General features: G+C 63.2%; 20 protein-coding genes and 1 tRNA gene. 10 read left to right on the top strand and 11 right to left on the bottom strand.

The genetic code is table 11. The annotated features are described in order from the left end of the window. The first annotated feature begins 32 nt into the window (after positions 1-32). From secA to BN2476_RS16390, 4 genes are all read left to right on the top strand, one after another. Positions 33-2,840, top strand: coding sequence for a preprotein translocase subunit SecA (gene secA, locus BN2476_RS16405; RefSeq protein WP_087735226.1), 2,808 nt, complete (start codon positions 33-35; stop codon positions 2,838-2,840). 148 nt (positions 2,841-2,988) lie between these two features. Beyond that, the gene (gene argJ / locus BN2476_RS16400; RefSeq protein WP_087735225.1) at positions 2,989-4,230 is read left to right on the top strand and encodes a bifunctional glutamate N-acetyltransferase/amino-acid acetyltransferase ArgJ; all 1,242 of its coding nucleotides are present in this window, start codon (positions 2,989-2,991) and stop codon (positions 4,228-4,230) included. A 59-nt stretch (positions 4,231-4,289) separates the two neighbouring features. Beyond that, complete coding sequence (locus BN2476_RS16395) at positions 4,290-5,159, top strand: ATP-binding protein (RefSeq protein WP_087735224.1); 870 nt, start codon at positions 4,290-4,292, stop codon at positions 5,157-5,159. After that, positions 5,156-5,611, top strand: coding sequence for an NUDIX domain-containing protein (locus tag BN2476_RS16390; RefSeq protein WP_087735223.1), 456 nt, complete (start codon positions 5,156-5,158; stop codon positions 5,609-5,611). The genes BN2476_RS16395 and BN2476_RS16390 overlap by 4 nt, the downstream gene beginning before the upstream one ends. A 64-nt stretch (positions 5,612-5,675) precedes the next feature. Here the strand turns inward: BN2476_RS16390 and yacG are convergent, their stop codons facing one another. The 9 genes from yacG to BN2476_RS16345 all read right to left on the bottom strand — a co-directional run bounded on the left by yacG (position 5,676) and on the right by BN2476_RS16345 (position 13,582). Beyond that, positions 5,676-5,870: a DNA gyrase inhibitor YacG gene (gene yacG / locus BN2476_RS16385; protein WP_087735222.1), complete on the bottom strand. Its 195-nt coding sequence runs from the start codon at positions 5,868-5,870 to the stop codon at positions 5,676-5,678. Between the two features lie 59 nt (positions 5,871-5,929). Then, the gene (zapD, locus tag BN2476_RS16380) at positions 5,930-6,685 is read right to left on the bottom strand and encodes a cell division protein ZapD (protein WP_007747120.1); all 756 of its coding nucleotides are present in this window, start codon (positions 6,683-6,685) and stop codon (positions 5,930-5,932) included. 195 nt (positions 6,686-6,880) lie between these two features. Then, positions 6,881-7,483 (bottom strand): dephospho-CoA kinase, encoded by a 603-nt coding sequence (coaE, locus tag BN2476_RS16375; RefSeq protein ID WP_087735221.1) that lies wholly within the window; start codon positions 7,481-7,483, stop codon positions 6,881-6,883. A gap of 3 nt (positions 7,484-7,486) precedes the next feature. Next, positions 7,487-8,416: a prepilin peptidase gene (locus tag BN2476_RS16370; RefSeq protein WP_087735220.1), complete on the bottom strand. Its 930-nt coding sequence runs from the start codon at positions 8,414-8,416 to the stop codon at positions 7,487-7,489. Positions 8,417-8,447: 31 nt separating this feature from the next. Then, positions 8,448-9,668, bottom strand: coding sequence for a type II secretion system F family protein (locus BN2476_RS16365; RefSeq protein ID WP_087735219.1), 1,221 nt, complete (start codon positions 9,666-9,668; stop codon positions 8,448-8,450). Beyond that, entirely contained in the window at positions 9,665-10,912 is a 1,248-nt protein-coding gene (locus tag BN2476_RS16360) for a GspE/PulE family protein (RefSeq protein WP_087735218.1), read from the bottom strand. The genes BN2476_RS16365 and BN2476_RS16360 overlap by 4 nt, the downstream gene beginning before the upstream one ends. 92 nt (positions 10,913-11,004) lie before the next feature. Beyond that, on the bottom strand, positions 11,005-12,312 hold the full coding sequence (locus BN2476_RS16355) for an HlyC/CorC family transporter (RefSeq protein WP_087735217.1): 1,308 nt from the start codon (positions 12,310-12,312) through the stop codon (positions 11,005-11,007). 157 nt (positions 12,313-12,469) lie between these two features. Continuing rightward, positions 12,470-12,546: transfer RNA gene (locus BN2476_RS16350), tRNA-Pro, on the bottom strand. Between the two features lie 43 nt (positions 12,547-12,589). Further along, positions 12,590-13,582 (bottom strand): polyprenyl synthetase family protein, encoded by a 993-nt coding sequence (locus tag BN2476_RS16345; RefSeq protein WP_087735216.1) that lies wholly within the window; start codon positions 13,580-13,582, stop codon positions 12,590-12,592. 230 nt (positions 13,583-13,812) lie between these two features. Here BN2476_RS16345 and rplU point away from each other — a divergent pair, with 230 nt between their 5' ends. From rplU to proB, 4 genes are all read left to right on the top strand, one after another. Beyond that, positions 13,813-14,124 (top strand): 50S ribosomal protein L21, encoded by a 312-nt coding sequence (gene rplU / locus BN2476_RS16340; RefSeq protein ID WP_006025184.1) that lies wholly within the window; start codon positions 13,813-13,815, stop codon positions 14,122-14,124. A 24-nt stretch (positions 14,125-14,148) separates the two neighbouring features. Continuing rightward, complete coding sequence (rpmA, locus tag BN2476_RS16335) at positions 14,149-14,409, top strand: 50S ribosomal protein L27 (protein ID WP_087735215.1); 261 nt, start codon at positions 14,149-14,151, stop codon at positions 14,407-14,409. A gap of 237 nt (positions 14,410-14,646) precedes the next feature. Beyond that, positions 14,647-15,759, top strand: coding sequence for an Obg family GTPase CgtA (cgtA, locus tag BN2476_RS16330; protein WP_087735214.1), 1,113 nt, complete (start codon positions 14,647-14,649; stop codon positions 15,757-15,759). A gap of 73 nt (positions 15,760-15,832) precedes the next feature. Then, complete coding sequence (gene proB / locus BN2476_RS16325) at positions 15,833-16,951, top strand: glutamate 5-kinase (protein ID WP_087735213.1); 1,119 nt, start codon at positions 15,833-15,835, stop codon at positions 16,949-16,951. Positions 16,952-17,075: 124 nt separating this feature from the next. Here proB and BN2476_RS16320 read toward each other — a convergent pair whose 3' ends face one another. Both BN2476_RS16320 and BN2476_RS16315 read right to left on the bottom strand, forming a co-directional pair. Then, positions 17,076-17,651 (bottom strand): CNP1-like family protein, encoded by a 576-nt coding sequence (locus BN2476_RS16320; protein WP_087735253.1) that lies wholly within the window; start codon positions 17,649-17,651, stop codon positions 17,076-17,078. A gap of 91 nt (positions 17,652-17,742) precedes the next feature. Next, on the bottom strand, positions 17,743-18,438 hold the full coding sequence (locus BN2476_RS16315; protein WP_087735212.1) for an RNA pyrophosphohydrolase: 696 nt from the start codon (positions 18,436-18,438) through the stop codon (positions 17,743-17,745). Positions 18,439-18,705: 267 nt separating this feature from the next. Between BN2476_RS16315 and BN2476_RS16310 the strand changes: the two genes are divergently transcribed. Together BN2476_RS16310 and BN2476_RS16305 are read left to right on the top strand one after the other, a co-directional pair. Next, on the top strand, positions 18,706-20,454 hold the full coding sequence (locus tag BN2476_RS16310) for a proline--tRNA ligase (protein ID WP_087735211.1): 1,749 nt from the start codon (positions 18,706-18,708) through the stop codon (positions 20,452-20,454). A 12-nt stretch (positions 20,455-20,466) separates the two neighbouring features. Further along, positions 20,467-21,066, top strand: a complete 600-nt coding sequence (locus BN2476_RS16305) for a MarC family protein (RefSeq protein WP_087735210.1) — start codon at positions 20,467-20,469, stop codon at positions 21,064-21,066. Positions 21,067-21,101 lie beyond the last annotated feature (35 nt).

Below are 21,101 nucleotides of genomic sequence, written 5' to 3'. Positions count from 1 at the left end.
CCCAGCCGAAGCCGCGACGCAACCACGATCCGATGACCACCGGTTTTCTACAAAAGATTTTTGGCAGCCGCAATCAACGGCTCGTCAAGCAATATCAAAAGACCGTCGCGGCGATCAATGCGCTCGAACCGCAGATCGAGCAATTGACGGACGATCAACTGCGCGCGAAAACGACGGAATTCCGGCAACGCGTCGGCAGTGGCGAGTCGCTCGACAAGCTGCTGCCCGAGGCGTTCGCGGTCTGCCGCGAGGCAAGCAAGCGCGTGCTGAAGATGCGGCACTTCGACGTGCAGCTGATCGGCGGCATGGTCCTGCACTACGGCAAGATCGCGGAAATGCGCACGGGCGAAGGCAAGACGCTCGTCGCCACGCTCGCGGCCTACCTGAACGCGCTGTCCGGACGCGGCGTGCACGTCGTGACGGTGAACGACTACCTCGCGCAGCGCGACGCCGAGTGGATGGGGCGCCTCTATAACTTCCTCGGCCTGTCGGTGGGTATCAACCTGTCGCAGATGGACCACGGCCCGAAGCAGGAAGCGTACGCCGCGGACATCACGTACGGTACGAACAACGAATTCGGCTTCGACTACCTGCGCGACAACATGGTCTACGAGACCGATGCGCGCGTGCAGCGGGCGCTGAACTTCGCGATCGTCGACGAAGTGGACTCGATTCTTATCGACGAAGCCCGCACGCCGCTCATCATCTCCGGCCAGGCCGAAGATCACACCGAGCTCTACGTGCGCATGAACGCACTGCCGCCGCTGCTCGAGCGCCAGATTGGCGAAGAGAAGGCGGACGGCACGGGCGTCGAGAAGCCGGGCGACTACACGCTGGATGAAAAGGCGCGCCAGGTGTTCCTGACGGAATCGGGCCATGAAAAGGCGGAGCGGCTGCTCGCCGAGTGGGGCCTGATCGGCGAAGGCGAGAGCCTTTACGCGCCGCAGAACATTACGCTGATGCACCACGTGTACGCGGCGCTCCGCGCGCACACGCTGTTCTACAAGGACCAGCACTACGTCGTTCAGAACGGTGAAGTGGTGATCGTCGACGAATTCACGGGCCGTCTGATGGCGGGCCGCCGCTGGTCAGACGGTCTGCACCAGGCCGTCGAAGCGAAGGAGCACGTGAAGATTCAGAGCGAGAACCAGACGCTCGCATCGATCACGTTCCAGAACTATTTCCGCATGTACGCGAAGCTGTCCGGCATGACGGGTACGGCCGACACCGAAGCGTACGAATTCAACGAGATTTACGGCCTCGAAACGGTCGTGATTCCGACCAACCGCCCGCCGAAGCGGATCGACAAGCAGGACCAGATCTACAAGACGGCGATGGAGCGCTACAACGCGGTGATTCGCGATATCCGCGAATGCTATGACCGCAGTCAGCCCGTGCTGGTCGGCACGACGTCGATCGAGAACTCGGAGCTGCTGTCGCAGTTGCTGAACAAGGCCGGTCTGCCGCACGAAGTGCTGAACGCGAAGCAGCACGCGCGCGAAGCGGCCATCGTCGCGGAAGCGGGCCGTCCGCAGCGCATCACGATCGCGACGAACATGGCCGGTCGCGGCACGGACATCGTGCTCGGCGGCAACGCCGAGAAACAGGCCGCGTTCATTGAAGCCGACCTGTCGATCCCCGAAGACGAAAAGGCGGCGCGCATCCAGAAGCTGCACGACGAGTGGCAGACGCTGCACGATCAGGTGAAGGCCGCGGGCGGTCTGCATATCATCGGCACCGAGCGTCACGAATCGCGCCGTATCGACAACCAGTTGCGCGGGCGTGCGGGCCGTCAGGGCGATCCGGGTTCGTCGCGTTTCTATCTGTCGCTTGAAGATCCGCTGCTGCGCATTTTTGCGGGCGACCGCGTGCGCGCAATCATGGATCGCCTGAAGATGCCGGAAGGCGAGGCGATCGAAGCGGGCATCGTCACGCGTTCGATCGAATCGGCGCAGCGCAAGGTCGAAGCGCGCAACTTCGATATCCGCAAGCAGCTGCTCGAATACGACGACGTGTCGAACGATCAGCGCAAGGTGATCTATCAGCAGCGCAACGAACTGCTCGAAGCACACGACATCACCGAAACGATCGGCGCGATGCGTCACGGCGTGGTCGGCGACATCGTCCATCAGTTCGTGCCGGCGGGCAGCATCGAAGAACAATGGGACGTGCCTGAACTGGAAGAAGTGCTGCGCAATGACTGGCAGCTCGATCTCGCGATTCAGGAGATGATCAACGAGTCGCAGTCGATCGACGCCAGCGAGATTCTCGAAGCGGTGACGGCCGCCGCCGACGAGGCTTACGAGTCGAAGGTCGAGCAGGTGGGCCGCGAATCGTTCAGCGCGTTCGAGCGCTCGGTCATGCTGCAGACGCTCGATCGCAGCTGGCGCGAACATCTCGCCGCGCTCGATCATCTGCGTCAGGGCATTCATCTGCGCGGCTATGCACAGAAGAACCCGAAGCAGGAATACAAGCGCGAAGCGTTCGAGCTGTTCGCCGCGATGCTCGACTCGGTGAAGCTCGAAGTCACGCGCATCGTAATGAACGTGCAGATCCAGTCACCGGAACAGCTGGAGCAGGCCGCCGAGCAGTACGAAGAGCAAGGCAGCCATCTGGAGAACATCGAGTTCCGTCATGCCGATTACGCCGAAGGCGGTGCGGCCGTCGCGGCGGCGCCTGTCGCGGCAAACGCGGCAGCATCGATGATCGGCGACGCGATGGCTCACAGCCACAGCGCGGCGGCCCCGCTTTCCGGCGCGGTGCCGAAGGTCGGCCGCAACGATCCATGCCCGTGCGGCAGCGGCAAGAAGTACAAGCAGTGCCACGGCAAGATCGCGTGACACACGGAGCGGCGCGCATCATGCGCGCCGCGTCGTTTGAAGCGCGCATTGCTGGTGATTTCGCGGTGGCGCGGACCCATCCGGCGCCATCACCCTTGATCCCCGATGCCGGCGCCCGCCGGCATTTCAGTCTCGACAGGTCGCAACCATGGCTGTCAATTTCCCCTCGATCGATCCCGCTCAACTCCACCCCGTTGCCGGCGTCACGCTAGGCTGGGCCGAGGCGAACATCCGCAAGCCGAACCGCAAGGACGTGCTCGTCATTTCCGTCGACGAAGGCGCGACGGTCGCGGGCGTGTTCACGTCGAACCGTTTCTGCGCGGCGCCCGTCACCGTGTGCCGCGAGCACCTCGAGCGCGTGCGCGCGGGCGGCAAGGGCATTCGCGCGCTGGTCGTCAACACGGGCAATGCGAACGCGGGCACGGGCGAGCCGGGCATGGCGCACGCGCGCGAGACGTGCGACGAGCTGGCGCGCCTCGCGGACATCGCGCCGGAACAGGTGCTGCCGTTCTCGACGGGCGTGATCCTGGAGCCGCTGCCCATCGACCGCCTGAAAGCCGGGCTGCCCGCCGCGCTCGCGAACCGCCAGGCTGCTCACTGGTACGACGCCGCGCAAGCCATCATGACCACCGACACGCTGCCGAAAGCGGTGTCGCGCCAGGTCACGATCGACGGCCACACGGTTACGTTGACGGGCATTAGCAAGGGTGCCGGCATGATCAAGCCGAACATGGCGACGATGCTCGGCTTCCTCGCTTTCGACGCGAACGTTGCACAGCCGGTGCTCGACGAACTGGTGAAGCATGTCGCCGACCGCTCGTTCAACTGCATCACGATCGACGGCGATACGTCGACGAACGATTCGTTCATTCTGATCGCATCGGGCAAGTCGAGCCTGCCCGCGATCACGTCGACGGATTCGCCCGCGTACGCCGCGCTGCGCGATGCCGTCACGCAAACGGCGCAGACGCTCGCGCAACTGATCGTGCGCGACGGCGAGGGCGCGACGAAGTTCATGACGGTGCGGGTGGAAGGCGGTTCGAGCGTGGCCGAGTGCCGCCAGATCGCGTATGCGATCGGCCATTCGCCGCTCGTGAAGACGGCGTTCTACGCGTCGGACCCGAACCTCGGGCGCATTCTGGCCGCCATCGGCTATGCGGGCGTGACGGACCTCGACGTCGGCAAGATCGATCTGTATCTGGACGATGTGCTTGTCGCGAAAGCGGGCGGGCGTAATCCGGAGTACAAAGAGGAAGACGGGCAGCGCGTGATGAAGAAGGCCGAAATTCTGATTCGCGTCGTGCTGGGCCGAGGCGATGCGCAGGCGACGATCTGGACGTGCGACCTGTCGCACGATTACGTGAGCATCAACGCCGACTACCGTTCATGATTTGCGCGCGATATGCGCGTGATTGGCTCCTGATTCCAGATTCGTTCCGATCTCACCACATGGATAAACTCGAACAATTCCTGACCCGCGCCGAAGCCGTGCTGGTGCGGCTCGAAGCGATGCTTCCGCCTGCCGCGCCCGATGTCGACTGGTCCGCGGCCGTCGCGTTCCGCTGGCGCAAGCGCCACGGGCGCGGCTATTTGCAGCCGGTACCTGCTATTTCGTCGATTTCGCTGGACGATCTTCAGAACATCGATCGTCAAAAGAAGCTGATCGAGCAGAACACGAAACAGTTCGTGAGCCGGCAGCCCGCGAACAACGTGTTGCTCACGGGCGCGCGCGGCACGGGTAAGTCGTCGCTGATCAAGGCGTGTCTGAATGCGCACTCGAAGGAAGGTCTGCGTCTGATCGAAGTCGACAAGGACGATCTGCACGACCTGGGCGATATCGTCGATCTGATTTCGACGCGTCCCGAGCGGTTCATTGTGTTCTGCGACGACCTGTCGTTCGAGGAAGGCGAGTCGGGCTACAAGGCGCTGAAGGTGGCGCTCGATGGATCGGTGGCTGCGCAGTCGGACAACGTGCTGATCTACGCGACGTCCAACCGCCGCCATCTGCTGCCCGAGTACATGAGCGACAACGAGACGTACAAGCACATGCCCGACGGCGAGATCCATCCGGGCGAAGTGGTCGAAGAAAAGATCTCGCTGTCGGAGCGTTTCGGCCTGTGGGTCAGCTTCTATCCGTTCAAGCAGGACGACTATCTGTCGATCGTCGCGCACTGGTTGCATCACTTCGGCTGCAACGATGCCGATGTCGAAGCGGCGCGCGGCGACGCGTTGATCTGGGCGCTGGAACGCGGCTCGCGTTCGGGGCGCGTCGCGTGGCAGTTCGCGCGCGACTGGTCGGGCCGGCGGGCGCAAGCATGAGCGGCCCGGTGCAAAACGGCGTGCAAAACGGCGTGCAGAACGCGAGCGAACTGAACGCTGCCGGTCGGCCGGTCACGGAAGTGGCCGTCGGCGTGCTCGTTCAGCCCGATGGCCGGTATCTGCTCGCGCAACGGCCAGCCGGCAAGCCCTACGAGGGCTACTGGGAATTTCCCGGCGGCAAGCTGGAGCGGGGCGAGTCGGTCGAAGCCGCGCTTGCGCGCGAGCTGCACGAAGAACTCGGCATCGACGTGCAGGCGAGCCACCGCTGGCACGTCCTCGAACACGACTATCCGCACGCCTACGTGCGTCTCTATTTCTGCAAGGTGACGGCGTGGCACGGCGAGCCGCATGGGCGCGAAGGCCAGGCGTTCGCGTGGCAGACGTTGCCGGCCCAGGTGTCGCCGCTATTGCCCGCGACAATTCCCGTGCTGGAATGGCTGGCCGCGGAGTGAGGGAAGAGCGCAGCCGCAGCACGCGGCGTGTGCCTCGATGGTGACGGGCTGCGCTCGTTGCGCTTCAATGCGAGCGATTTTCGCCGGACGTGTCGTCGGTCGTCGGTTCGTCGTCGGTGCCGCCGATCTTGAACTTTTCGGCAGCCCACGCGCCGAGATCGATCTGCTTGCAGCGCTCGGAACAGAACGGGCGGAAGCGGTTCTCAGGAGTCCAGCGGACATCCTTTCCGCAGGTCGGGCATTTGACTACGGTGGTCATTCGGTCAGACGGTCAATCGCAAACGGTGGAGCTTCATAAATGAGGCGCTTTGCCTCAGACTAAAGGCTGCACAGCGTCAACTGGAACGGCACGTCGACATCGACGGCGCGCGGACGCAAGTCGCCATCCTGCACCGTGAAGCGCACCCACAGCATGTACTTGTTGGCGCTCGCTTCCGGGATCACCCGCAATTCCGGTGCCACGCGCACCTGCATCAGCTGATATGTACGGCCCGACAGCATCTGCTGGTAGCTGCCCTGCATCGCCATCACTTTCGACGCCTGCCCCGATTCGCGCGCAAGACGCAGCACGATGGCGGCGGCGTCGCGCAGCGGCAAAAGCGGCATCACCCACTTGGCGATGTCCTGGCGGCGTTGATCAGGATGCGTCTGCTGCCACGCGTAATAGGACGGAAGATCGAACTTGCAGGTACCGCCGGGGATGATGGCGCGGCTGCGGATGCTCGCGAGCCACTCGTTGTCCGCAAGATGCTGGCCAGTTTTGCCTTGCATCTGCGTAAGCCCGGCGAGAGTCTGCTCGATTTCGCCGAGGACGGCTTCGAGCGCGTTCTGCTCGATGCCAGGATTGCCGCGAAACGGAGCGAGCGTTTGACGTTGCCGCTCCAGTTCCTTCATCAGATCGGACTTCAGGTCCGCGCGGCCCGCGACTTCAGAGATTTCGAACAGCGTAGTCAGCGCGACATGATGTTCCCTGGCGTCTTCCTGAGTCAGAAAGAACGTGAAGCGCTCGAACAGGTCTTCGAGGCGCAGCAGCGTCCGGATTCGCTCGTTGAAGGGATACTCGTAAAGAATCAAGCGGGCTCGCCTCAGGCGTGGTCGGTGACGGAATTGCAGGACATTCTAATGCCGTGAGACTACCCTCGCAATCACACACTATTTCCGCGAGCTTCTGTCAATTTTTGCGCTGTATCGAACGCATTCGTTGCGTGCTCGCGCCGATCCGGGCAACATGCGCCCGCTTTACAGACGGTGAACAGAATCGCTTACGGCTCATGCGGCCGCGAGTGAAAGATACGTGCGATGAAGGCGATCGACATCAAGGTCGAGTGCTTCGAGCGATGCCCCGTCATTGACGATCACGTCGTCGGCTGCGGCGAGGCGTGCTTCGCGCGTGGCCTGGCGCGCGATGATCGCCAGCACCTGTTCGCGCGTGAACGCATTGCGGCGCATGACGCGAGCGATCTGCGTCTCGACGCTGCAATCGACGGTCAGCACGCGGTCCACACGGGTCTTCCAATTGCCTGATTCGACGAGCAGCGGCACGACCATGATCACGTAAGGACCTTGCGCCTGTTGACGCGCGCGTTCCGTCTCGACCCGAATCAACGGATGCGTGATGGCTTCGAGCCGTTTGCGCGCATTCTCGTCGCTAAAGACGAGCGCGCGCATGCGGGCGCGATCGAGCGAGCCATCGGACGCGACGAACGATGCGCCGAACTCGGCGGCAATGGCGGGCATCGCTGGCCCACCGGGCGCGGTGACGCGATGCGCGATCACGTCGGTATCGACGAGCGTCACGCCGCGCTTCGCAAACAGATCGGCGACAGTGGACTTGCCGCTGCCGATGCCGCCCGTCAATCCAACAGCAAACATGCGTCAGCCTCCGAAAGCCATATAAAGCGGCGTGCCGAGAAAGAGCGTAATGGCGCCGGCTGCCGCGAGAAACGGGCCGAACGGCAGCGGCTCCTCGAAGCGCATGCGGCCAATCCATGTCGCGATCAGTCCGACGACGGCGCCCGTCACGGCCGCGATCAGAATGATCTGCGGCAGCGCAGCCCATCCAAGCCAGGCGCCGAGCGCGGCGAGCAGTTTGAAATCGCCATAACCCATGCCTTCGATGCCGCGCACGAGCCTGAACACCCAGTGCACGCACCACAGCACCAGGTAGCCGGCGATTGCGCCGATCACGGCGTCGTGCAGGCTCGCGAACACCGAATTGAAGTTGACGATGAAGCCCGCCCACAGCAACGGCAAGGTCATCGAGTCAGGCAGCAGATGCGTGTCGATGTCGATCGCGCTCATCGCGAGCAGTGCGGCGCAAAGTCCGTATGCCGCGAGCGCCGTGCCCGTCGGGCCAAATGAGACGAACGCGCCGAGCGCCAGCGCCGCGCTCGACAGTTCGAGCAGCGGATAGCGAAAACTCACGCGGCTTTTGCATTGCGAGCAACGGCCGCGCAGCATCAGATAGCTGACGACAGGAATGTTCTCCCACGCGCGCAGCACGTGGCCACAATGAGGACAGGCACTGCGCGGCAGCCAGAGGTTATAGCGTGCGGGCAGGCCGTCGTCGTCGAACGAGTGGCCCGTCGCTTCACTCACTTCGGCTCGCCACGCGCGTTCGAGCATGATCGGCAAGCGATGCACGACGACGTTCAGGAAACTGCCGATCACCAGGCCGAACACGATGACGAACGCGATCTGGGCGAGAGCGGGTAGCGCGTCGAAGGCCACGCCGAGGCTGTCCGCGAAACGGGCGAGCGGGCCGCTGAAGGATAGATCTGACACGGGCGTGGACGTGGTCGGCATGGTCGATTGGATGGATTCGGCTGCGATGCTACTACACCACGTTGCCAAGTTGGATGATGGGAAGATACATCGCGATCACGAGGCCGCCGACGAGCCCGCCCAACACGACGATCACAAGTGGTTCGCATAGGCTCGCGAGGCTAGCGATTTTTTCGTCGACCTGTCGATCGCTCAGCGACGCGACGTCGAGCAGCATCGTGTCGAGCGTGCCCGATTCTTCCGCGATGGCGACGGGTTGCACGATGTCTTCGGGAAAGCATTGCGCTTCACGCATTGCAGGCGCAAGCCGCACACCGCGTCGAAGCTGCGCCGAGATCGCGATGGTCGCGCGATCGAACCAGGCGTTGCCCGTCGCATGCGTGAGCGAATCGAATGCGTCGGCGAGGGGCGTCCCGGCCGACAGCAGCGTGCCGAGCGCACGACTCCAGCGCGCGGCACAGAGCGTCGCGAGCAGCGAGCCGGCGATGGGCAAACGCAGGATCGCGCGGGAGAACTGCAGCCGGGCCGCCTCCGAGCGGCTCAGCAGGTGGCGCATGGCGAGCGCGAGCACGCATACGGTCGACGCGAGCGGCACGCTCCAGCGGCCAGCCGCCGCCGACATTGCGAGCACCAGTTGCGTCGGCGCGGGCAGCTTCGCGCCAAACCCGTCGAAGATCTGCTTGAACGTCGGAACGACCCACACCAGCAGCGCAGCCGTAATCGCGATTGCAAGCAGCAGGATCGCGACGGGATAGGTGAGTGCGGCGCGCACTTTGGCACGCTGCGCGGCGGCGCGCTCGCGGTCGTCGGCGAGCCGCGCGAGCACGGCGGGCAGGGCGCCCGACGCTTCGCCTACTTCGACCAACTGACGATACAGCGCGCCGAACTGCACCGGATGACGGGCGAGTGCCGCAGAGAACCCGAGTCCTGCCGTGATATCGCGGGTGAGCGCATTCACGATACGCCGCATGCCTTTGGCCCGTTCGCTGTCTTTTGATGCATTCGCCAGCAGTTCGAGCGACGACGCGAGCGGCAGACCGGCACGCAGCAGGCTCGACAGCTGGCGCGTGAACAGCGTGACTTCGGCGGCGCGCGCGTTGGGCTGCGGCGCTGCGCCGCGCAGGCTCCATTCGACGCCATAGAGCGCGTTCTGCTTCAGCATCGCGCGCGCCGTCGCAAGGTCGGGCGCGATGACTGTCCCGCGCCGGCGCACGCCCTGCGCGTCGAGCGCGCGCCATGCGAAGCGCTGGTCCTGGACTGTCGTGGCCGTCATGCGACCTCCGTTGCGCTCAGCGCTTCGGCGAGACTCGTCGTGCCGTCGAATGCGCGAGCCAATGCCGCTTCGCGCAGCGTCTGGACGTGTTCCGCGTGCGCCTGTCGAGCGATCTCGTGCGTGCCGGCGCGCGCGACGATCAGTTCACGCATCGCGTCCGAAACGGGCATCACCTGATGAATGCCGACGCGTCCGCGAAAGCCGATGCCGTGGCAGGCTTCGCATCCTCGTGGAACGTAGGGATGCCACCGCGTGGTGTCAGCGTCGGGCACGCCGGCTGCGCGCAACGACGCGGGCGTTTCCATCGACGGCTGCTTGCACGCGACGCACAGGCGCCGCACGAGCCGCTGCGCGGTCACGAGACGCAGCGCGGCCGCGAGATTGTATGGCTCGACGCCAATGTCGATCAGGCGCGCGATGGCGGCGGGCGCATCGTTCGTATGCAGCGTCGACAAGACCAGGTGGCCCGTTTGCGCCGCCTTGACGGCCACATCGGCTGTCTCTTCGTCGCGGATTTCGCCGACCATGATCACGTCCGGGTCCTGGCGCAGAAAAGCACGCAACGCGATGGCGAACGTGAGGCCTGCCTTCTCGCGAACGCTGACCTGATTGATGCCCGCAAGCTGGATTTCCGCCGGATCTTCGACCGAGCAGAGATTGCGGGACTCGGCATTCAACAGTTGCAGGAAGCAGTACAGCGACATCGTCTTGCCGCTGCCCGTCGGTCCCGTGACGAGTACGAGCCCGTGCGGCGCGCGGATCGAGCGGTCGACGATATCGCGCTGAGCGGGCGCAAGGCCAAGCGAGTCGAGCGACAGATCGGCTGGCAGCGCGTCGAGCCGGCGCAGCACGAGCTTTTCGCCGAACAGCGTGGGCAGCGAATTGACGCGATAGTCCTCGACCCGGCCCGCGGCGACGGGCAGCCGCAAGCGGCCGTCTTGCGGCACGCGCCGCTCGGCGATATCCATGCGAGCGAGCACTTTCACGCGCGTGATGAACGCGTCGCGCAGATGCGCCGGCGGGCGGGCGATCTCGTGCAGCACGCCGTCGACGCGCAGACGCATCCGCCAGCCGTGCTCCATCGGTTCGATATGCAGATCGGATGCGTTGAGGCGCGCGGCTTCGAGGAGCGTATCGGCGAGCAGGCGGACAGCTGGCGGGCTGTCCGCATCGGCCGTAGCCGGTGGCTGCCGGCTCGTGGCCACCTTGAGCGGAGGTGAGGCCGGATGGGAAGAAGTGCGCATCGAAAACCGGCTGGGGGCCGCCTGTAGAACATGACGGCTTCATCTTCGGAGATCGTGCGCCTGGCCGCTATTCGGCCGAATGGCCAGGTGCGTTATCCGCGACTCACGAGCCGCTTGATCTTGGAACCCGGCGGGGGACCGGGGCGAAAGATCTTGACTGTTCTGATCGCCTGGTCGTCGCTGCGCATCACTTCGAGTTTGATGTCGCCAATCTTTACGCAGACGTCGCCTTCCGGAATCTCCTCGAGAATTTCCAGGATCAGTCCGTTGAGCGTCTTTGGGCCATCCGTCGGCAGACGCAATTGCAGCCAGCGGTTCAGTTCGCGCAGGGGCATGCTGCCCGCGACGATGCACTCGCCGTCTTCGTTCCAGCCGCCGCGCGAACTCGCGCTGCGCGGCACCGACGTCGTGAATTCGCCGATCAGTTCCTCGATGATGTCCTCGGGTGTCACGAGTCCCTGCAGCTCGCCGTATTCGTCGACGACGAGCGCAATCCGATGGCGGCTTTCCTGGAAATACTGGAGCTGCTGAAAGACGGGCGTGCCCGTCGGCACAAAGTACGGCTCGGCGAGCAGTTCGCGCAGCGTGTCGCGTTCCAGCTCCTGGTTGTGCAAGGCGGAGAGCGTCTTACGTACATGAAGCACGCCGAGCACGCGGTCGAAGTCACCCTGATAGACGATCAGCTTGTTGTGATAGCAGGTTTCGAGCTGATGCAGGATCTGTTCGAATGGTGCGTCGAAATCGAGCGCCTCGATGCGGCGGCGGGGAATCATCACGTCGTCGACGGTGATGTTTTCGAGGTCGAACAGATTCAGCAGAATGCTGCGGTGCTTGGTCGGCATGAAGCTGCCTGATTCGAGCACGATGGTGCGCAGCTCTTCCGTCGACAGCCGCTGTTCGTGCGCGCTCTTCGTATTGATGTGCAGCACGCGCAGGATGCTGTTGGCGAACAGGTTGACGAACCAGATCAGCGGCTTGGACACGCGCATCAGCGGTGCAATCAGCAGGCTGGCCGGCAACGCGATCCTTTCGGGGAACGTCGCGCCGACGATCTTCGGCGTGATTTCGGCGAACACGATGATGAGAAACGCGACGATACCCGTCGCAACCGACAGCACGACGCTGTTGCTGCCGAACGTGTGCAACGCGATCGACGTGGTGAGCACCGGGATGATCGTGTTGAACAGGTTGTTGCCGATCAGCACGGCGCTCAGCAGCTCATCGGTGCGCGCGAGCAGGCCTTGCGTGGTTTTCGCGCCGAGCGCGCCCTTGCTGGCCAGGTGCTTCAGGCGATGACGATTGATCGCCATCATCGCGGTCTCGGTAATGGAGAAGAAGCTGGAGCAGATGAGAAGCAGGACGATGGCGCCTATTTGCGCCCATAAGGGAAGTTGTTCCACGCGTCGTGAATAAGGAAGGGGAGGGATGGGGAGAATATAGCAGAGGGGCCGGACGGCCCTCATCGGCCGGATGGCCAGGTTGGCTCGCCGTCCACTCGGGTGATCGGCAAAGCGACGGGCGAAAAAAAACCGCGCATTGCGCGGTTTTTTCAAAATCTGGTCGGGGTGAGAGGATTCGAACCTCCGGCCTCTACGTCCCGAACGTAGCGCTCTACCAGGCTAAGCTACACCCCGATTTGGTAACTCGATTCAGACTAATTCGGCGCTTCAGTCTCGTTCAAGACTGCCGCGTCGTCGAGTAAGAACATAATTCTAGCAGGCTTTCCTTGTAAATGGAACTGGGAAACGAAGAAATTGCTGCTGCGGCCGCCTGCGCTTCCTGCTTCGCGCATTCGAGCGTGTGGTCGAGCGCGCCCGAGCGCGTGATCGCGTCGAAAATCTCGTCGAAGCGGTCTGTGCCACCTTGTTCGATTGCCTCGCGCGCAAGCGCCGCCTGCGCCGGCGTGCCGCGCTCGATCAGATAGATCAGCGGCAGCGTCGGCTTGCCTTCGCGCAGATCGTCGCCGGCGTTCTTGCCCATCGACTCGGGCGTGCCCGTGTAGTCGAGCCAGTCGTCCATGATCTGGAACGCCGTGCCGATGCGTCGGCCGAACTCGGCGGCGGCGGCTTCCGTGGTCGCGTCCACGCCCGACAGCACCGCGCCCAGCTGGGCGGCCGCTTCGAACAGCTTGGCCGTCTTGTAGCGGATCACCTGCATGTAGCGCGCTTCGTCGACGTCGGCGTCATGCATGTTCAGGAGTTGCAGCACTTCGCCTTCGGAAATGATGTTGGTTGCTTCCGAAAGAATCTCCATCACGCGCATCTTGCCCACGCCGACCATCATCTGGAACGAGCGCGAGTAAAGAAAGTCGCCGACCAGCACGCTCGCCGCGTTGCCGAACAGCGCATTTGCCGTCTGACGCCCACGCCGCAAATCGGATTCGTCGACGACGTCGTCGTGTAGCAGCGTTGCCGTGTGGATGAACTCGACGACGGCCGCCAGTTCGTGTCGATGCCCCGTCCTGTCACCGAGCGCGCGCGCCACGAGCAGGAGCAGCGCGGGGCGCAGGCGCTTGCCTCCGGCACTGATGATGTACTCGGAGATCTGGTTGATCAGCATCACCTCGGACGCCAGGCGGTGCCGGATGACGCGGTTCACCTGCTGCATGTCTTCGACGATCGGCGCGAGCAGATTGGCTGCGTTGGGGGTAGGAGTGGCGGTTGACGACATGGTGACGAATTCGGGTAGTGCCGCGAATTATAAGGCGAACTGCGGTAATTCAGCGCCGTACGCCCTGCAATCGTGGCCGTTTTGGCATTGGCATGTCGCGTTTGTTGCGCGTCGGCCGGCCTGGCGTGGCCGTTGTCAACTGCTTTTGACCGCACAGCTAACTCTATGTATAATTGAGAGTTTCCGCGCGTGGTGCGTCGGGAAAAAATGAATCCAGAGTGAGGTTTTCAATGTACGCGGTCATAAAAACCGGCGGCAAGCAGTATAAGGTTGCTGTCGGCGAAAAACTTAAAGTAGAACAGATACCGGCAGACATTGACGCTGAAATCACGCTCGACCAGGTTCTCGCAGTGGGCGAAGGCGAATCGATTAAGTTCGGTACGCCGCTGGTCAGTGGGGCTTCCGTCAAGGCTACCGTTGTGTCGCACGGTCGTCACGCCAAAGTGACCATCTTCAAGATGCGTCGCCGGAAGCACTACCAAAAGCATGGCGGCCACCGCCAGAACTACACCGAACTGCGCATCGACGCGATCAACGCGTAAGCGCATCGGGCAAGGAGTAATCACATGGCACACAAAAAGGCAGGCGGCTCTTCCCGGAACGGCCGCGACTCCGAGTCGAAGCGCCTCGGCGTGAAGGTTTACGGCGGTCAGGCCATCCTGGCTGGCGGCATCATCGTGCGTCAGCGCGGTACGCGCATGCACGCTGGTGAGAACGTCGGCATCGGCAAGGATCACACGCTGTTCGCACTGGTCGACGGCCACGTCAAGTTCACGACGAAGGGCGCCGACAAGAAGCACATGGTCAACGTCGTCCCGGCTGTCTGAGATTAAATCAGGCACGGGCTTCAGGACCGGAAAAAGGCCCCGCGAAGTTTGCGGGGCCTTTTTGTTTGCGGGTTTCGTTTGCGGGTCTCCTTTGAGGCTTTTCGTCGGCAGACCCCTATCGTCATGGCATTTCGTTGTCGCGAATCGACAAGAATCAAGGTCAATCTGGCCAAACGGTTAATGGTGCACGCGCGCAACGCGCGGCAAAATAGCAATACACACGGGACGGAGTAACGCATGAAGTTCATTGACGAAGCGAGGATCGAAGTCATCGCCGGCGACGGAGGAGATGGCAGCGCGTCGATGCGCCGCGAGAAATTCGTCCCGTTCGGCGGTCCGGATGGCGGCGACGGCGGCCGCGGCGGCAGCGTCTATGCAGTCGCAGACCGCAACATCAACACGCTGATCGATTACCGCTACGCGAAAAAGCATCAGGCGCGCAACGGCGAGAACGGTCGAGGGTCGGACTGCTACGGCAAGGGTGGCGACGACATCACACTGCGCATGCCCGTCGGCACGATCATCGCGGACATGGACACGGGCGAGGTGATCGCCGATCTCACCGAGCACAACCAGACCGTGCTGGTCGCGCAGGGCGGCGCGGGCGGCCTTGGCAATCTGCACTTCAAGTCCAGCACGAATCGCGCGCCGCGGCAGAAGACGGACGGCAAGCCGGGCGAGCGTCGCATGCTGCGTCTCGAATTGAAGGTGCTCGCGGACGTCGGCTTGCTGGGCATGCCGAACGCGGGCAAGTCGACGTTCATTTCGTCGGTGTCGAACGCGAAGCCGAAAATCGCCGATTATCCGTTCACGACGCTCGCGCCGAATCTCGGCGTCGTTCGCGTCGGGCCGAGCCGTAGCTTCGTGATCGCCGACATTCCCGGTCTGATCGAAGGCGCAGCGGAAGGCGCGGGCCTCGGCCACCAGTTCCTGCGGCACTTGCAGCGCACGGGCCTGTTGTTGCACATCGTCGATCTCGCGCCGTTCGACGAAACGGTCGATCCCGTCGCGGAAGCGAAGGCGATCGTCAACGAACTGCGCAAGTACGACGAGGAACTGTACGGCAAGCCGCGCTGGCTCGTGCTGAACAAGCTCGACATGATCCCGGAAGAAGAGCGGGAAGCGCGCGTCGCCCGCTTTATCAAAGACTTCGAGTGGGACGGTCCTGTTTTCGAAATTTCGGCGCTGACGGGCCAAGGCTGTGAGAACCTTTGCTACGCGGTCTACGACTACCTCGCCCAGCACTCCGATGCGCACCGTGCCGCCGAAGCGGAAGATCTGGCCGCCGACGTGCGTTTCCGCGACCAGCAGGCGGGCGGCACGGGTGCATCGGCCGAGCCGCAGGAGTAAGCAGCCGTACCCTGGATGCCGGCGCACTCCCAGCACGCACCGGCCTTACGAATCATCTTGGAGACCGCGCACAATGCGTTCCGTTATCGCAGATTCCCGGCGATTGGTGGTGAAAGTCGGGTCGAGCCTCGTCACGAACGACGGGCGCGGGCTCGATCATGCAGCAATCGGTCGCTGGGCCGCTCAGATTGCCGCGCTGCGCGAACAGGGCAAGGAAGTCGTGCTCGTCAGTTCCGGCGCGATCGCCGAGGGCATGCAGCGCCTTGGCTGGACGAAGCGCCCGCGCGAAATCGACGAGTTGCAGGCGGCGGCGGCCGTCGGGCAGATGGGGCTCGCGCAGGTCTATGAAAGCCGCTTCGCAGAGCATTCGATCCGCACCGCCCAGATCCTTTTGACGCACGCCGATATGGCAGATCGCGAACGCTATCTGAATGCGCGCTCGACGCTGCTGACGCTGCTACGTCTTGGCGTCGTGCCCATCATCAACGAGAACGACACGGTCGTCACCGACGAGATCAAGTTCGGCGACAACGATACGCTCGGCGCGCTGGTCGCGAACCTGATCGAAGGCGACGCGCTGATCATTCTCACCGACCAGCAAGGTCTCTTCACCGCCGATCCGCGCAAGGATTCGAGCGCGACCCTTGTCCAGCAAGCCGACGCCGGCATGCCGGAACTGGAGGCGATGGCGGGCGGCGCCGGATCGAGCATCGGACGCGGCGGCATGCTGACGAAGATTCTCGCGGCGAAACGCGCGGCGCATAGCGGCGCGAACACGGTGATCGCAAGCGGCCGCGAGGCGGACGTGCTCGCGCGGCTCGCAGCAGGCGAGGCGATCGGCACGCAACTCATCGCGCGTACCGCTCGGATGGCGGCGCGCAAGCAGTGGATGGCGGATCACTTGCAGGTGCGCGGACACGTCGTGATCGACGACGGCGCGGTTGAAAAGCTCACCGAGGGCGGCAAGAGCCTGCTGCCGATCGGCGTCGTCGGCGTGCAGGGCGCGTTTGCGCGCGGCGAGGTGATCGCGTGTCTGAACGCGTCGGGGCGCGAGGTCGCGCGCGGACTGACGAACTACAGCAGCGCGGAGGCGAAGCTGATCCAGCGTCGTCCGAGCGGTGAGATCGAAACGGTGTTGGGCTATATGCTCGAGCCGGAATTGATCCACCGGGATAATCTGGTGCTCGTCTAACAGCACGTCATCAGGCAACCGCTCACTTCGGAAAACAAAAAGCCGCCCCATCGCAAGATGGAGCGTTTTTTTCGTTGCGCCGTCATCGAGGTTCCGCGCCTTCCGCGCGCGGATAACTCCCCGATCAGTTGCCGCGAATCAGCGTGCTGTTCGCGCGCTTGTATTTGATGTTGGTCAGGATCGTATCGGCCTTGCCGACCGGCATCTTGCTCGAGCAGAAGTAATCCTGATAGAGCGACGCGTGGTAGGCATTCAGATCGCCGTTTTCGATACGTGTCCAGTCGTTTTCGACCGTGCGGTCCCAGCCGTCGTGGTCCGCGTTTAGGCCCGCATACAGCTTCCACGAGTAGTCCTGGCAGCGGATGCCCTCGTAGTTGACGTTGCGCGCGCCGCTCGGGCTCGTGATCACCACCGTGTAGCGAACGACGCCGTCGCTATCGACGGTCAGCGATTTCGCATCGAGCGCGAATTGAAGCGGCGTGTTCTGCGAAACGGTGAACGGCAGCAGATTGCCGGGTTGCGGCATGGGCGGGAGCGTATCGACCTTCTTTTCGGTCCAGGTCGAAGGCCGGTCGAGCAGGTACTGAAAGTCGCTCTTCGGTCCGTCGGACGCGTTGGAGTTGGAACTCTTGGTGCTCGAACAGGCAGCCAGCAGAACGCCAGTGGCGACGCACGCCACGGCGAAAGCAGATACTTTCAATATGGTTTCCTCGAAACGCCGGCACAGCGTGTCGTCGTACCGCACGATGGCACGCTGCATCGGCAGATGCGGCATGGAAAGCCGCACAGAGTCAGTCGCGCAGTCCCGGCGCCTGAACGACCGGGTCTTCCGTCGACGAACAGTCCGACCCGATTGTCGCACGCAGCGTTGTTTCGACGACGATCGTCGTCGTGACCGTGGTCACGGATGACGCGGACGCCATCGACGCCCCAGGCGGCGCATTCACCGACGATGCCATCCGCGGATAGCGCTGCCCGTGATAATGTCCACCGGGACGTTCCGTGCGCGGCTGAGGCCGCCGCAGGAAGCGGGACAACTCCGTTAACGCCAGCTGATACACATCCCGCTTGAACTCGATCACGCAGTCGAGCGGCACCCAGTACTCGTTCCAGCGCCAGGCATCGAACTCAGGGTGATCGGTCGCGCGCAGACAGATGTCGCAATCGCGTCCAATCATCCGGAGCAGGAACCAGATCTGCTTCTGGCCGCGGTAGTGACCGCGAACCTCGCGCTTGATGAACTTGTCCGGCACCTCGTAACGCAACCAGTCGCGCGTGCGACCGATAACCTTGACGTGCTCCGGAAGCAGGCCGGTTTCTTCGTGTAACTCCCGATACATCGCTTGCACGGGGGTCTCACCGTATTTGATGCCCCCTTGCGGAAACTGCCAGGAATGTTCACGGAGCCGTTTGCCCCAAAACACCTCGTTGCGAGCGTTCAAGAGGATGATGCCGACGTTCGGGCGAAAGCCTTCACGATCCAGCATACAACCACCTTCGAATCCTTTAAAATTGCTTTGATTATAAACAGATAACGGGTCCGACGCACCGCTTCGCGCCAGATTGGCGCGATTGGACGTAACAGGTCGCGCCCGCCGCCGCGAGAGCCGCTTCCCAGCGCGGTTGGGCAAATGCCGGCGCATGCGACAATCGCTGTTCGGCGTGTGTTGGTGTGGCCCGCGCTCAGGCGCGCGAACCCATCGTCTTACCTCTTCGGGCGGCCCTTTTGGTCCGCCGCTTTTGGAAAATTCTGAATGAAAGCCTCCCGTTTCTTTATCGGCACCCTGAAGGAAGCGCCTTCTGACGCGGAAATCGTCAGTCACAAGCTCATGGTTCGCGCCGGGATGATCCGTCGCGTCGCTGGCGGCATCTACAACTATCTGCCAATCGGCCTGCGCTCGATCCGCAAGGTGGAAGCGATCGTGCGCGAAGAAATGAACCGGGCAGGCGCGCTCGAACTGCTGATGCCGGCCGTGCAGCCGGCGGAGCTGTGGCAGGAATCGGGCCGCTGGGAAAAGTACGGCCCCGAGCTGCTGCGCTTCAAGGACCGCAAGGAGAGCGACTTCGTGATGGGACCGACGCACGAAGAGGTGGTCACGGACATCGCGCGCAACCAGATCAAGAGCTACCGGCAGATGCCTGTGAACTTCTATCAGATTCAGACGAAGTTCCGCGACGAGATCCGCCCGCGCTTCGGCGTGATGCGCGGTCGCGAGTTCATCATGAAGGACGCGTACTCGTTCGATAAGGATCTCGACGGCCTGAAGGAGACGTATCGCAAGATGTACGAAGCGTACGTGCGCATCTTCACGCGCCTCGGTCTCGATTTTCGCGCGGTCGCGGCGGACAACGGTTCGATCGGCGGCAGCGGCTCGCATGAGTTCCACGTGATCGCGGAGACGGGCGAGGACGACATCGCGTATTGCCCGACTTCCGACTTTGCTGCGAACGTCGAAGCGGCTGAAGCGCTGCCGCTGATCGCCGAACGCGCGGCGCCGAAGGAAGAGCTGAAGAAGACGGCGACTCCGGGCAAGGCAAAATGCGAAGCCGTGGCCGAGTACCTGGACATCCCGCTCGAACGCACGATCAAGTCGATCGTTCTCGCTACCGACAACAAAGTGGAGAACGAAGGCGCCGAGCCGACCATCTGGCTGCTGATGCTGCGCGGCGATCACGATCTGAACGAGATCAAGACGAACAAGCTGCCGGGCCTGGCCGAATACCGCTTCGCAACGGAAGAAGAAATCGTCGAGTGGTTCGGCACGCCGCCGGGCTACCTCGGGCCGCTCAACACGAAGAAGCCGGTCAAGGTGATCGCGGACCGCACGGTCGCGAACATGAGCGATTTCGTCGTCGGCACGAACGAAGTCGATTTCCACACGACGGGCGTCAACTGGGGCCGCGATCTGCCCGAGCCTGTCGTCGCGGATATCCGCAACGTGAAGAAGGGCGACCCGTCGCCGGACGGCAAGGGCGTCATCGAGATCTGCCGCGGCATCGAGGTCGGCCACGTGTTCCAGCTCGGCACCAAGTATTCGGATGCGATGAACGCGAAGTATCTGGACGAGTCGGGCAAGCCGCAATCGATGCAGATGGGCTGCTACGGCATCGGCATCACGCGTATCCTCGGCGCCGCGATCGAACAGAACTTCGACGAGAAGGGCATCATCTGGCCGGAATCGATCGCGCCGTTCGAAGTCGTGTTGTGCCCGATGGGCTATGACCGAAGCGACGCCGTGCGCGAACACGCCGACAAGCTTTACGCGGAACTCGTCGCAGCGGGTATCGACGTGATCCTCGACGATCGCGGCGAGCGTCCGGGCGTGATGTTCGCGGACTGGGAGCTGATCGGTGTGCCGCATCGTCTCGTGATCGGCGACCGTGGCCTGAAGGACGGCAAGATCGAGTACCAGGGCCGCCGCGATGTGGAAGCCACGCTGCTGCCCGTCGAAGGCGCGGCGCAGTTCGTGAGCGAGAAGATCAAAGCGGCACTCGCGCACTGACGGGAGCGGACAGTGGAGTACAGCTTCCTGTCTGCGACCGTCCTGCTCATTCTCATCACTGATCCACTCGGCAACATCCCGCTCTTCATCAACTGCTTGCGGGGTGTTGCGCCTCACCGGCGCATCCGCGTGATTCTGCGCGAAGTCGCCACCGCGTTCGTGATCCTGCTGGTCTTCATGCTCGTCGGCGACCGCTTTCTGCGGATGATGAGCCTGACCGATCTGTCGTTGCGCATCGGCGGCGGGATCGTGCTGTTTCTGATCGCGCTGCGGATGATCTTTCCGCATCCCGATGGTCCGTTCGGCGCCGATTCGCGCGCCGCCGAGCCGCTGATCGTGCCGCTCGCGATTCCGGCGCTCGCCGGTCCGTCGGCCCTCGCGACGGTGATGCTGCTGACATCTCAGGCGCCGAGCAAGATGGCCCAATGGGTGGCGGCGCTGACGGTGACGATGATCGTCTGCGCGATCGTGCTGGTGTTGGCAGAGCGTATCCAGCAATGGCTTGGCGAGCGTACCGTGATGGCCTTCGAGCGGTTGATGGGCCTCGTGCTCGTCGCGATTTCAGTCGAAATGATGCTGGGCGGCATTCGCTCCTTTGTGCATCAGCTTTGAAGCCGAATCGATGAAGCAACAAAAAAGCGACCCAT

This window comes from Paraburkholderia piptadeniae, from assembly GCF_900007165.1.
Lineage (GTDB): Bacteria > Pseudomonadota > Gammaproteobacteria > Burkholderiales > Burkholderiaceae > Paraburkholderia > Paraburkholderia piptadeniae.
This window is presented reverse-complemented; position numbering and strand designations above follow the sequence as displayed.

Bases quoted from the DNA above. Each gene is read 5' to 3' on its own strand.
- cgtA (WP_087735214.1), top strand. From the start codon at position 14,647: ATGAAGTTCATTGACGAAGCGAGGATCGAAGTCATCGCCGGCGACGGA.
- secA (WP_087735226.1), top strand. From the start codon at position 33: ATGACCACCGGTTTTCTACAAAAGATTTTTGGCAGCCGCAATCAACGG.
- BN2476_RS16390 (WP_087735223.1), top strand. From the start codon at position 5,156: ATGAGCGGCCCGGTGCAAAACGGCGTGCAAAACGGCGTGCAGAACGCG.
- proB (WP_087735213.1), top strand. From the start codon at position 15,833: ATGCGTTCCGTTATCGCAGATTCCCGGCGATTGGTGGTGAAAGTCGGG.
- BN2476_RS16370 (WP_087735220.1), bottom strand. From the start codon at position 8,416: ATGCCGACCACGTCCACGCCCGTGTCAGATCTATCCTTCAGCGGCCCG.
- BN2476_RS16345 (WP_087735216.1), bottom strand. From the start codon at position 13,582: ATGTCGTCAACCGCCACTCCTACCCCCAACGCAGCCAATCTGCTCGCG.
- BN2476_RS16315 (WP_087735212.1), bottom strand. From the start codon at position 18,438: ATGCTGGATCGTGAAGGCTTTCGCCCGAACGTCGGCATCATCCTCTTG.
- rplU (WP_006025184.1), top strand. From the start codon at position 13,813: ATGTACGCGGTCATAAAAACCGGCGGCAAGCAGTATAAGGTTGCTGTC.
- BN2476_RS16310 (WP_087735211.1), top strand. From the start codon at position 18,706: ATGAAAGCCTCCCGTTTCTTTATCGGCACCCTGAAGGAAGCGCCTTCT.
- yacG (WP_087735222.1), bottom strand. From the start codon at position 5,870: ATGACCACCGTAGTCAAATGCCCGACCTGCGGAAAGGATGTCCGCTGG.
- coaE (WP_087735221.1), bottom strand. From the start codon at position 7,483: ATGTTTGCTGTTGGATTGACGGGCGGCATCGGCAGCGGCAAGTCCACT.
- BN2476_RS16365 (WP_087735219.1), bottom strand. From the start codon at position 9,668: ATGACGGCCACGACAGTCCAGGACCAGCGCTTCGCATGGCGCGCGCTC.
- BN2476_RS16395 (WP_087735224.1), top strand. From the start codon at position 4,290: ATGGATAAACTCGAACAATTCCTGACCCGCGCCGAAGCCGTGCTGGTG.
- rpmA (WP_087735215.1), top strand. From the start codon at position 14,149: ATGGCACACAAAAAGGCAGGCGGCTCTTCCCGGAACGGCCGCGACTCC.
- argJ (WP_087735225.1), top strand. From the start codon at position 2,989: ATGGCTGTCAATTTCCCCTCGATCGATCCCGCTCAACTCCACCCCGTT.
- BN2476_RS16360 (WP_087735218.1), bottom strand. From the start codon at position 10,912: ATGCGCACTTCTTCCCATCCGGCCTCACCTCCGCTCAAGGTGGCCACG.